This window comes from Marinilabilia salmonicolor JCM 21150, from assembly GCF_000259075.1.
Taxonomy (GTDB): domain Bacteria; phylum Bacteroidota; class Bacteroidia; order Bacteroidales; family Marinilabiliaceae; genus Marinilabilia; species Marinilabilia salmonicolor.
This window is the reverse complement of sequence record NZ_AJKI01000035.1, coordinates 13,570-26,337: the sequence shown is the minus strand read 5'-3', so window position 1 is coordinate 26,337 and position 12,768 is coordinate 13,570. Positions and strand designations below refer to the sequence as shown.

Annotated in this window: 9 protein-coding genes and 1 riboswitch; of the genes, 8 read left to right on the top strand and 1 reads right to left on the bottom strand. The window is 40.5% G+C overall.

From position 1 onward, the window contains the following. The first annotated feature begins 181 nt into the window (after positions 1-181). Positions 182-1,219 carry an L-threonine 3-dehydrogenase gene (gene tdh / locus W7W_RS0116040; RefSeq protein WP_234408724.1) on the top strand — a complete coding sequence of 346 codons (1,038 nt, stop codon included), beginning with the start codon at positions 182-184 and terminating at the stop codon, positions 1,217-1,219. Between the two features lie 86 nt (positions 1,220-1,305). On the opposite strand, the gene W7W_RS0116035 is transcribed toward tdh, so the two are convergent. Further along, entirely contained in the window at positions 1,306-1,497 is a 192-nt protein-coding gene (locus tag W7W_RS0116035) for a DUF6132 family protein (RefSeq protein WP_193770776.1), read from the bottom strand. An 88-nt stretch (positions 1,498-1,585) separates the two neighbouring features. On the opposite strand from W7W_RS0116035, the gene W7W_RS0116030 reads away from it, so the two are divergent. The 7 genes from W7W_RS0116030 (at position 1,586) to W7W_RS23670 (ending at position 12,755) form a co-directional block, all read left to right on the top strand. Continuing rightward, entirely contained in the window at positions 1,586-2,788 is a 1,203-nt protein-coding gene (locus tag W7W_RS0116030; RefSeq protein WP_029510641.1) for a hypothetical protein, read from the top strand. Between the two features lie 31 nt (positions 2,789-2,819). Then, positions 2,820-3,063, top strand: a riboswitch (cobalamin riboswitch). Between the two features lie 30 nt (positions 3,064-3,093). Further along, on the top strand, positions 3,094-4,242 hold the full coding sequence (locus tag W7W_RS0116025) for an ABC transporter substrate-binding protein (RefSeq protein WP_010664707.1): 1,149 nt from the start codon (positions 3,094-3,096) through the stop codon (positions 4,240-4,242). Between the two features lie 4 nt (positions 4,243-4,246). Beyond that, on the top strand, positions 4,247-5,317 hold the full coding sequence (locus tag W7W_RS0116020; protein ID WP_010664706.1) for an iron ABC transporter permease: 1,071 nt from the start codon (positions 4,247-4,249) through the stop codon (positions 5,315-5,317). Between the two features lie 14 nt (positions 5,318-5,331). Next, the gene (locus tag W7W_RS0116015; RefSeq protein ID WP_010664705.1) at positions 5,332-6,372 is read left to right on the top strand and encodes an ABC transporter ATP-binding protein; all 1,041 of its coding nucleotides are present in this window, start codon (positions 5,332-5,334) and stop codon (positions 6,370-6,372) included. A 97-nt stretch (positions 6,373-6,469) separates the two neighbouring features. Next, positions 6,470-8,524: a molecular chaperone HtpG gene (htpG, locus tag W7W_RS0116010; protein ID WP_010664704.1), complete on the top strand. Its 2,055-nt coding sequence runs from the start codon at positions 6,470-6,472 to the stop codon at positions 8,522-8,524. Between the two features lie 133 nt (positions 8,525-8,657). After that, on the top strand, positions 8,658-10,778 hold the full coding sequence (locus W7W_RS0116000; RefSeq protein WP_010664703.1) for a M3 family metallopeptidase: 2,121 nt from the start codon (positions 8,658-8,660) through the stop codon (positions 10,776-10,778). 1,134 nt (positions 10,779-11,912) lie between these two features. After that, on the top strand, positions 11,913-12,755 hold the full coding sequence (locus W7W_RS23670; protein WP_010664702.1) for a TssN family type VI secretion system protein: 843 nt from the start codon (positions 11,913-11,915) through the stop codon (positions 12,753-12,755). The last annotated feature ends 13 nt before the right edge of the window (positions 12,756-12,768 follow it).

The window sequence follows — 12,768 nt, the reverse complement described above, 5'->3', positions numbered from 1 at the left end:
AGGACTTCCGGCTGCGTAAATTTGTAGAACTAAATTTGCTTCAGGCCGATAATACAAGCCTGCTTTTATAGATTTTTTTGCCTGCATACTGATTGTATTTCTGTTTTCAGATGTTTTAATTGTCTGAGATAGGGTGCAAATTTTGTCAGGCTATATCGTTTCATTATTTAAAATCACTTCGATGGGAATGAATACAATGCGTGCCCTTGTAAAAGCAAAACCTGAGAAAGGAATCTGGATGAAAGAAGTGCCTGTTCCTGTTCCCGGTCATAACGATGTCATTATTAACGTTACCAAAACGGCTATTTGCGGTACCGACTTGCATATTTATAAATGGGATGAATGGGCGCAAAAAACCATAAACACTCCTATGATTATAGGACATGAATATGTGGGGTATGTTGCTGCTGTTGGATCGGAAGTGACCAATGTTAAAGAAGGAGATCGTGTTACCGGTGAAGGGCACATTGCCTGTGGACACTGTCGTAATTGCCGCCGCGGGCGTCAGCATATTTGTGAAAAAACAGTGGGCATTGGTGTTAACACAGATGGTGCTTTTGCAGAATATGTGAAAGTTCCTTCCAACAATGTAATGAAAATTAATCCCCAGATTCCCGATGAAATTGTCGCTATTATGGATCCTTTTGGGAATGCTACTCATACTGCGTTGTCATTTCCGTTGATTGGAGAAGATGTCCTCGTTACCGGAGCCGGACTTATCGGTAGTATGTGTGTAGCCATTGCAAAATTCGCAGGGGCCCGTTATGTTGTTGCTACTGAAATGAATGAATTCAGAGCTGATCTGGCTCGCAAGATGGGTGCTACAAAAGTGGTCAACCCCATAGAGGAAAATCTTTCTGATGTGGTTCGTGATCTGGGAATGATTGGTTTTGATATAGGACTGGAGTGTTCCGGATCGGAGGCTGCATTTAACCAGATGCTTGCCCACATGTATAACTCGGGGAAGATTTCTTTGCTGGGTATTTTACCTCCTTCAACAGTGGTGGATTGGAATACCATTATTTTCAAAGGATTGATGCTGAAAGGTATTTACGGACGTGAGATGTTTGAGACCTGGTACCATATGGAACAGATGTTGATGTCTGGTCTCGATTTATCTCCGATGATTACACACAGGTTTTCTGTTGATGATTACCAAAAAGGTTTTGATATCATGGAGGAGGGTAACTGCGGAAAAGTAATCCTGAATTGGGATTAAGAAACTGACTCTTGAGTGAATAACATAAAACAATAAAAAAGACGCACAGACGTGCGTCTTTTTTATTGTATATTATCTGTGAAAGATCATTTGATGGTCCAGATAGCCCCGAGAATCATGCCCGAAATGGTACTATTCCACGGATTGCTTGTAATGGGACAAGTACCTCCGTTGCATCCGATAAAATAATAATATCCATACCCCAACGCTGCTCCAACTACTAATCCAAGACTTATTTTCAAGAGTCGCGGTATTTTTTTTGTTTCTTTGTTCTCCATTTCTTTTTGTTTTTGCATATTATTTGCTGACACAAAAGTAACTAAAATAAGATGTATTTAAAAATATAGATAATTAAAAGTATTCCTGATGATGTGGAAAATGTTTTTCGGAATTTCTGTTTTGTTCTTTTTATTGTTTTCCTCTATTGGTTTTAGTCAGATCAACCATACGCTGGTTGACAACTGGGAGGTTTTGATAAAGGCTGATGACAATGAAAAAGATTATCGGTTTAGTTCATTTTTGGATTTTCTGGAACAGGATCTTCTTCAGGAAGATAATACTTTCAGTGAACGCAATTTTCCTGAGGAGTGGACGGTAGTTGATTTATTATCAGATAATTTATCTGCCTGTGCTGCTCTTGTGGACTTTGAAATGCGTCCCGACAGATTGATCTACTGTTTTGTAGATAATGAAAAGAATGTGGCCATTGTTGACTATAAGGAGGTTGAATCGGAAACAGAAGAGGTTGATTTGATTATTGAATCGGAAAGTTTTGATGATCTGAATTCCGTAAAGATTTTTGATGATAAAAAAAAACTTCTGGATGTTCCTGACTTGAAATCTGTATTTATTTTGAAGAGTATCCGGCAAAGCAGAGGTGTAAAAACGGTTTTTAATCTTGCAGAATCTCTGAGGTTAAGAATGAATTTATTGATGCAAAACCCTGATTTTTTCGAACATAATTTTTCAGATCTTCAAGGGGTTTCTACATTGATTTCGTCTGATGAACAGCTCAAACTGGTTACCTGGAATGTGGAAGAGATGAACGGGGATCATCACCTTTTTGGGCTTGTTGCAGTCCGGGTTGAAGATAGGATAAGGGTATTCAATCTCCAGGATAAAAGTGATAATATTGCTTCACCTGAATATGCCGGACTCAGCCCTGATAAATGGTTTGGTGCAGTGTATTATGAGGTTATTACGGAAAAATACAGGGGCGATACGTTTTATACATTGTTGGGATATCACGGAAATGATGCCTTTTCGAGGCTTCGTGTTGTTGACGTTATCACTTTGGGCAGTAGCGGACGTCCCCGTTTTGGTGCGTTAATATTTGATGATCATGGCAGGACAAAAAGGCGTCTTATTTATGAATACAGCAATAAAGCAAATATGATGCTGAGATTTGATGACAGGTCAGACCGTATTGTGATGGATCATCTAGCTCCCATGGAACCTATGTATGAAGGTAACTATAGTTATTATGGCCCCGACTTTTCCTACGATGTGCTGGAGTGGGAAAAAGGAAAATGGGTGCTGGAGAAGAATGTGGAACTTCGAAACCGTTAGGCAGCTTGTAAATCTGTCAAATTAATGTAATTTTGCAATGGATGTAACAGGTGCTTTATGTGCCTAACAGGGAATCCGGTTAAAGTCCGGAGCTGTACCCGCAGCTGTAAGCTCTTTTTTATGGGTTGAATACTCTGATGCCACTGGAAGTAATTACCAATTATCAATCAACAATTATCAATTGATAACTGATCAATGATCATTGATCATTTTTTTCCGGGAAGGCTATTCAATCCTGAGCAAGCCAGAAGACCTGCCTGTGCATTTTATTTTTAACCAAAAAAAAGCTTTCGGGAGATAAAGTGATGGTATTTAGATTTTTCCTTGGCGCATTGGCGCTTTCTTTGTTTTTTGCCGGATGTCAGTCCGGCGCTGAAAAAAATCCTGTGGATGAATTGTTTGGTTCGCAACATCCCGATTCGGTTTACATCCCTTCGTATGCAAAAGGTTTTTCAATTGCTTATTATGATGATCTGAAACTGGTACATGTTGTTGATCCATGGGATAGCACTGCTGTTGGTGATTATGTACTGGTAGGCGACAAACAAACATCTGAACAATACAGGAAGTCGGGAATCCCTTTTGTCGAATATCCTGTAAATAGTTGGGGCGCTTTTTCTTCTACTCAGGTGGTTTTTGCGGAGAAGATAGGTGAATTGGAATCTCTGAAATGTGTCGCAGAACCCCATTATATTTCTAATGCTTTTGTTCAGAAACAACTTCAGGAAGGCCAAATTCGGGATGTGGGACTGGCAAGTGCTGCCGATGTAGAAGTGTTGTTGGCTTCGGCACCTCAGTTTGTTTTTGTTTCCCCATTTAAGGATAACCGTTATGGAACGCTCAAAGAGACAGGATTATTATTGATTAATGATTGTGGATATCTGGAGACTTCTCCCTTGGGAAGAGCGGAATGGATGGTTTTTTTCGGTGCTTTTTTTGATAAGGAAGAAATGGCTGCCGGGCTCTTCTCCGACATTGCTTCAAGCTATATTTCCATCAAAAAAGAGGTGGAAAAATCAGCATCCACACCCTCTGTTTTAACCGGAACGCTTTTCAATGATGTGTGGTATATTCCTGCTGGTGATAGTTATATGGCGGCCTACTTTAAAGATGCCGGTACAGAATATGCTTACGGTGACAATCCGGGAACAGGTTCTTTGGCGCTTGACTTTGAGACCGTATTCAACGATTTCAGGAAAAGCGATTTCTGGTTGATTACGGTTAACCATGATGGTCGTTTTACAAAAGAAGACTTTCTGCAGATGGATGAACGATATGGCGACTTTGAGGCTTTTCAAGATAATCAGGTGATTTTTTCCAATACTGATTATTCAATGTTTTTTGAACGTGGAATTGTAGAGCCTGATGTTGTATTGAAAGATTTGGTGGGCTGTTTTCATCCTGAAATATATCCTGATTATGAGCCAGTCTATTTTGAATTTTTGAACGAATAGCCGGATGCAACAGTTTCTTGAAAAATATTTGTCCGGCAGACAGTTGACTGTGTTTTGGTTGAGTGGGTTGGCTGTTTTGTCACTAACCCTTTTTGTACTTAACCTTATTTTGGGGTCTGTAAATATTCCGTTTTGGTCAGTTATTCAGGCCCTGGCAGGAGATATGCAGATGGATGACAGCTGGCGCCTGATTGTTCTGAAAAGTCGCCTTCCACAGGCAATTACTGCGATTTTGGCAGGAGCGGGGCTTGCCGTTGGCGGCCTTCAGATGCAAACATTGTTTCGCAATCCACTAGCAGGTCCGTCAATTTTAGGTATTAGTTCGGGAGCAGGGCTGGGGGTGGCACTGGTCTTATTGGTAGCCGGAAAAATCGGTGGGGTAGCTCTCAGTCACCTGGGGTTTACGGGGCATTTGTCTGTGGCTTTGGCTGCCTTTGCAGGTGCTTCATTGGTGCTGACCATGGTCCTTTTCTTGTCCAGGCATCTGAAAGACAATGCCATGTTGTTGATTGTAGGCATTATGGTGGGGTATGCGGCCTCAGCCCTTGTAGGAATTCTCAAGTTTTACAGCATGAAAGAAGATGTGCATGCTTATGTGATTTGGGGATTGGGCAGTTTTTCCACTGTGTCCTGGTCACAAATGGGCGTTTTGTTCCCAGTGGTAACCTTGGGTTTGCTCGGATCCTTTTTCCTTGTTAAACCGTTAAATGTGATGTTGCTGGGAGAACAATATGCCGGTAATCTCGGGATTAATATCTTCCTTTCCCGGCTTTTGATTATTCTCTGCACAGGATTGCTGACTGCGACTATCACCGCTTTTTGCGGGCCGATAGCGTTTTTGGGACTGGCAGTACCTCACCTGACCAAAGGATTGTTTCGCACATCGGACCATAAAGTATTGATCCCTGCGGTGATCCTTGCCGGAATTGCCGTCGCCCTCTTCTCAAATCTGATTGCCCGGTTGCCGGGATTTGACGGTGCATTACCTATTAATGCAGTGACTAGTATGATTGGTGCTCCGGTTGTAATTTGGGTGATATTAAAAGGAAAGAACTTAAGAACCCCCGGGGTTTAAGCAAAGGAGACATTATGCATGATGAAAAAAAATCATTAATTGAGACCAGGAGCCTGTCGATAGGCTATCATCACCCAAGACACGGGCAGAAAGTGCTCCATTCCAATATCTGTGTGAAACTCGAAGCGGGTGAGTTTGCCTGTGTGCTTGGACCCAATGGTTCCGGAAAATCCACCTTGTTGCAAACTGTTTGTGGCTTTTTGCCCCGTTTGTCAGGCGATGTTTGTATTGCTGGTAAACAAATTGATAAAGTTTCCAACCGTCAAATGTCATTGTTGGCGAGTGTGGTGCTGACAGAGCGGGTTACTGTTTCTAATATGACGGTTTTCGACCTGGTTTCTTTGGGACGAACGCCCTACACCGGCTTTTTTGGACGCCTGAAAAGCAGAGATCTGGAATTGGTGAGCGAAGCGATCCGGTCTGTCGGGTTGGAGGGATTTGAAGAACGACTCATTACCAATATGAGTGACGGGGAGCGTCAAAAAGCGATGATTGCGAAAGCTCTGGTGCAGGAAACGCCGCTGATTGTTTTAGATGAACCTACTGCTTTTCTGGATTTGCCCAGTCGCATTGAAATCATGCATCTGTTGCGCAAACTGGCGCATCAGCATAACAAAGCAATACTGCTTTCTACACACGATTTGGACCTGGCTCTCCAGATGGCTGATAAAGTCTGGCTATTAGCTGAAGGACGCCAAATGGAAACCGGAACACCTGAAGACCTGGTGCTGACCAACGAATTCCGTCGTTTTTTTGAGCGAGAAGGCATTCTTTTCGACAACGACACAGGCCAGTTTACTGTGGAAAAACAAAAAGTCAAAACCATTCGCATTGTTGGGAAGGGGATAGAATACAAATGGGTGAGCAGAGCGCTTGCCCGCCGTGGGTTTGCTGCTTCCGATGAGCCCTTTAGCGGTTTTCAGGTGGAGGTGAAGTCTGACGGGAAACGCGAATACCTGTTGACCGGTCCCGATGGAAAGATTCAGAAGCTCAGAACCATTGAAGATTTGCTGACACAACTGGAACATGAGGAAGCCACGTTGCTGACAGAATAGACCTGCACTCTGCCTATCTGTCAGTTCACCCCCTTTGGCATACGCTTTGCTTTTTTGACGTCGAAATTTTCGTCTAATCAAATTAAACAAAATAGCTATGCAAAAGGGAAAAATTGGTATTAGTACCGAGAACATCTTTCCGATTATTAAAAAATATCTCTATTCTGATCATGAGATCTTTTTGCGTGAATTGATTTCCAATGCTGTGGATGCTACGCAAAAATTAAATACCCTGGCCCGTATCGGCGACTACAAAGGGGAGGTTGGTGATACTACCATTCGGGTATCCATCGACGAAAAAAAGAAAACCATTACTATTTCTGATCGGGGTATCGGAATGACTTCCGACGAGATTGAGAAGTACATCAATCAGGTAGCTTTTTCAGGAGCCAACGAGTTTCTGGAAAAATATAAAAATGATGCCAATGCCATTATCGGGCACTTCGGTATGGGATTCTATTCCTCGTTTATGGTGTCCAAAAAGGTCGAGATTCATACTCTTTCGCATAAAGACGGCGCAAAGGCAGTGAAGTGGGAATGTGACGGAAGTCCTGAATATACCCTTGAAGAGATTGATAAAAAGGAGCGGGGTACCGATATAGTGCTTTTTATTGACGATGAGAATCAGCATTTTGTCAGTAAGGATGAAATCAATCGTTTGCTGAAGAAATATTGCGGATTCCTGCCTGTACCTGTCGCCTTTGGTAAGCAAACCGAGTGGAAGGACGGAAAAGAGGTTGAGAAAGACGAGGAGAATATCATTAATGATACCAATCCATTGTGGACACAGTCTCCTTCCAACCTGAAAGATGAAGACTATAAGGAATTTTACCGGAAGCTCTACCCAATGGCCGAGGATCCGTTGTTCAATATTCACCTGAATGTGGATTATCCTTTTAATCTGACCGGGATTCTCTATTTTCCCAAGATTAAAAACAATATTGAAATTCAGCGAAATAAGATTCAGCTCTACTGTAACCAGGTGTATGTAACCGATTCGGTTGAAGGTATTGTACCTGAATTTCTCACTTTGTTGCACGGAGTAATTGATTCTCCTGATATTCCACTGAACGTATCGCGGTCTTACCTGCAGAGTGATTCTAATGTCAAGAAAATTTCCAGTCACATCACTAAAAAAGTAGCTGACCGACTGGATGAGATTTTCAAAACTGACCGTGCTTCTTTCGAAGCTAAATGGGACGACCTGAAAGTTTTTATTGAGTACGGAATGCTGACCGATGAGAAATTTTACGATCGTGCGCAGAAATTTACCCTGCTGAAAAATACAGATGGTAAGTTCTTTACTTTCGATGAATACAAGGACATCATCAAAGACAGTCAGACCGACAAAGACAAGCAGCTGGTATATCTATATGCGACCGATGCCGAAGAGCAGTACTCTTTCATCGAAGCTGCCAAAAACAAAGGATATGATGTGTTGCTGATGGATGGTCAGTTGGATACACATTTCATCAATCATCTGGAGCAGAAATTTGAAGGAGCTCGTTTTGTGAGAGTGGACAGTGATGTTCCCGAGAAACTGATTCCTCAGGAAGAAGCCACAGAACTTAAATTGTCTGATGCTGAGAAAGACAATCTGACAACCATTTTCAGTTCTCAGATTCCTAATATGGACAAGGCCAATTTTGTCGTTTCATTTGAGGCGTTGTCGGCAAATGACAAACCGGTGATGATTACCCAGCAGGAGTTTATGCGCCGGATGAAAGAGATGAGTCAGAATGGTGGCGGCCCCATGGCTTTCTATGGCGAAATGCCTGATAGCTACAATCTTGTGGTCAATGGTAATCATTCTCTTGTTCAGCGTATTGTGAAGGATTGTGAAGAAGAGGTAGGTGAAAGTGTTGGTTCTGTCCGTAAAAAAATGGAGAGTCTGGAATCACGTAAATCCGAACTTGAGAAAGCAAAAGCAGACAAGAAAGAGGAAGAAATTCCCCAGGCCGAGAAAGAAGAGCTGGAAGATGTGGAGAAAAAAATCACTGAACTCCGTGGTAAGAAAGATGAATCGCTCAAAGGCTTTGCTTCTAAAAACAAACTGGTTTCACAACTTATTGACCTGGCATTGTTGTCCAATAACATGCTGAAAGGTGAAGCATTGAACCGTTTCGTAAAAAGAAGCATCGATTTGATTTAATACAATCATGACACCAGAACAGAAAAAAGGTTGCCGGCTTGCCGGCAACCTTTTTTTCTGTCCCTACCTGCACAATGTCATTGTTGATATTTCTCATATTTTTTATTTTTGAGATTATACAAAAAAAATGACTATGAAGAGACTATTTTTAATCCCTCTGGCAGTAGGGGTTTTAGCTTCCTGCCAGAGTAAGGACTCTGAGGAGAAGTTGAATCCTTTTTTTGCAGAGTATGAGACGCCTTTTGAGGCACCTCCTTTCGATGAAATTGAGGAATCACACTATTTACCGGCCTTTAAGGAAGGTGTCAAACAGGCACAGGAAGAGGTGGAAACCATTGCTGTTAACCCCGAGGCACCAACTTTTGAGAATACAATCCTGGCGCTTGACGAATCCGGTGAGTTGCTGACCAAAGTAAGCAGCGTGTTTTATCCTTTACGTTCTGCCGTGAGTAACGACAGCATACAGTCCATCGCACGCGAAATTTCTCCTTTGATGAGTCAACACCGTGACGCAGTGATGATGAACATGGATCTTTTTGCAAGGGTAAAAGAGGTCTATGAAAATATGGATGCTGCCGGATTAAATGACTCTCAAAAACGTGTTGTTACCAAGTACTATCAGGATTTTGTACGCAGTGGTGCCAACTTGAATCCGCAGGAACAAGAGCGTCTGAAGGCAATTAATACTGAACTTTCTTCGCTTACATTGGAGTTTGGAGAGCATTTGCTGGCTGAGACGAATGAAAATTTTGAGTTGGTGATTGATGATGAATCCAAACTTGCCGGATTGCCTGATGGCGTGAAAAGTGCAGCTTCCGATGCTGCCAAAGCTGCCGGATACGAGGGTAAATGGTTGTTCAATGCTCAGAAACCAAGTTGGATTCCCTTTTTGACTTATGGCGAAAACCGTGAGTTGCGTGAAGAGTTGTATCGTGGTTATTTCATGCGTGGAGATCGCAACGATGCGTATGATAATAAGGAGATCATCAAACAAATTGTTGCTTTGCGTGCTGAAAAAGCTGAACTGTTAGGTTTTGAGAATCATGCTGATTATGTGATTGATGTTAATATGGCCAAAGAGCCGGAAGCGGTTTATGATTTCCTTCACAAACTCTGGAATCCTGCTTTGGAAAAATCAAAAGAAGAACTGGCTGAAATGCAGGCTATCGTTGATGCTGAAGGCGGGAACTTTGATATTGAACCCTGGGATTGGTGGTATTTTGCCGAAAAACTTAGAAAACAAAAATATGATCTTGATGAATCACAAATGCAGCCTTACTTCAAATTAGAGAATGTAAGGGATGGTATGTTTTGGGTCGCCAATCAGTTGTACGATATTACTTTTGAGAAACGTTCAGATATTCCTGTTTACCACCAAGATGTGGAGGTTTTTGAAGTTAAAGAGAGTGATGGCTCACATATTGGATTGCTCTATCTTGATTATTTCCCCAGAAAGAGCAAGCGGGTAGGAGCCTGGTGTACCGGGTTCCGCGATGCCGGATACAATCATGAAACCAGTGAAGTGGTAGACCCGTTGGTATCTATTGTTTGTAATTTCACCAAACCTACGGGGGATACCCCTTCATTACTTACCTGGGATGAGGTGAACACCCTTTTCCATGAGTTTGGACATGGTTTGCATGGACTTTTCACGGAAGGAAAATACAACCGTACCGCCGGTAATGTACCCCGTGATTTTGTAGAGTTACCCTCTCAGATCATGGAAAATTGGTGTGGAGAGCCAGAGGTGCTTCGCCAATACGCCAAGCATTATGAAACAGGTGAAGTGTTGCCCGATGAGTTGATTGAGAAATTGCAAAACAGCAGCCTGTTTAATCAGGGTTTTGCCAATGTGGAGTATCTGGCTGCTTCATTGCTTGATATGGACTGGCATACGCTTGCCTCCAAAGATCAGGTGGAAGATGTCAATGCTTTTGAAGAGGCTTCCATGAACGAAATAGGGCTGATTCCTGAGATCCTGCCTCGTTACCGTTCCACGTATTTTGCCCACATTTTCAGTGGTGGTTATTCTGCCGGTTACTATGTGTACAAGTGGGCCGAAGTGTTGGATTCTGATGCTTTCAATGCATTCAAAGAGTCTGGTGATTTGTTTAACAAAGAACTGGCTGCCAAATTCCGCAAACACTGTCTGCAGGAAGTTGGAGAAGGCGAAGGCATGGAACAATATAAGAAATTCCGTGGACAGGAGCCCTCTATCGAGCCGCTGCTGGAGAAACTGGGTTTTGAAGAGTAAAGGAGTATAAAGAATTTGTGAAAGGGATTATTCCGATTTGGGAATAATCCCTTTTTTAATGCTTTATGGCCAAAATTGACCTGTTAGTGCTTTATTTCTATTATTTATTTGATTTTTCTTTGGGATATAAATTTGTTATGGATAAAATCCCTGATCAGGTTTTATTTAAGAAATAATTTTCTCCGATCACCGATAATCTTAACCTCAACTATTCATAGATTATCTATTACAATGTTCAACTACCGGCAGAATACAGGCGCCCTCAAAAAAAATGACTTAAAAATAAATTATTATTCCCTTCATTAATTTTCTTTGCGGTTGTCCGTATTTATTGGTATTTGAACATCTCATAACGAAAACTTATTAATAGACCAGGTTAAAAATATTTTTGGTGATAGATTTTTTTGCAAACCGACTTTCCCTTTAATATAGCCGTGTGAAGGATTCTTTTGGCAAATCGATTATTGGTTTTTTTTTAATTACCCTTGACATTTAAAATAGTCCGCAATATTTTTGCTCAAGATTTTAATTACTAATCCTAAATAAAACTAACCCAAATGAGAAGGAATCAAAATCAGCGTCTGCTGTTCTCCGGATTTATCCAATCTTTTTTTCATTACCTGAATTGTACAAAACAATTTACTCCCTCTTAATTATTGCAGAAAAGAATAAGTAGTGATGTTTTCCTTGGTTACTGGTGTCATTGAATTTAAAGGTAATTATTCTTTCTTCTGTTACATTCTGAAAAATAGCATACTGTCTTATTTTTGAGTGTTAATCCACAGAAAGTAACTTTACGAATGCTTTTCAGATTGATTCAGTAGTGGATATTCAGGATAGAACAAGCTTTGTTCATTAAAAACTCTCTCAATCTGTTTTTTGGGCCTGACAGGTTTTCATGAAAGAGGTTTAGCATAAAATAAATATTTGTGAGTACCGGAATTATAGAAATTCCAGACATCTAATAATTCATTTTTTTGATTGTTTGAAGTGATTGTAGGAGAGAGGTCTATTTCTTGTGTTTTTCGCTTTAAATGCTCTAAGGACATGTTTTAAGTACCCCTTGGGACAGGATATTTCTGTATTTTTTGTTGATATCTAGTCAACTGTCGGAAAAGAAAATTGTTAAATACTATGTTAATTAAATATATCTTATATCCAATACTGGGAATCCTTTTAATTTTGATTGGTATCATCGTTGCCAGGAAAAATAAACTTTTAAAAAACAAGAGACTAATATTGTTTATTCTGTTGTCTATGATTCTTCTTTGTGTTCCGGTACTATTGGCCTTGTTGGATTATAATTTTATGCCTTATGGCTATATTTTATCCGCTTTCATTTATTTATTTTTTGGTTTAATTGCTTTACCTATAGTGAAATGGGTAAAAAAAAACAAATCTGAATTTCTGTTTGAGATAATACTCCTTAGTTTTCTTATGTTAATTGCAATGATTGCTTATGGTTTTCTGTTCAATCTTTTCAATGAGTTGAATTATGGTTTTTGGGCTTCAACTTCTTTGATTCTCTTTATTCTTCCTTCCTTTTTTAGAAAGACATTTCTGGCGTTTACCGACATTCCTGCTGAGATACATAAAGTTTGGGATTACAATAAAAGTAAGAAGTTTGAAGGGTATGATTATATAGATTACAATAAGCTACAGGTAATTCAGCTTGAACTCTTTAAAAAGCAAAGTGATTCCGGCCCCATTACAATTAATGCAAAAGCCCCGGAAGATATTCCATTAGGAATGTGGTTTAAACAGGTACTTATGGATTATAATAAGAAATCACCTTCCGAACCCATTGTTTATCAAACTCAGGGAGATGAAGAGGGATGGATATTTTACATTAAAGAATCATTTTTTAAATCAAGGAATTATATTGATTATGATAAGACCTTCAAGGAGAATAAAATTGGAGAACGATATAAAATTGTCGCCAAGAGGGTTGAATTGTATAAAATTGATGAGGAATAAATTATGGGACAGC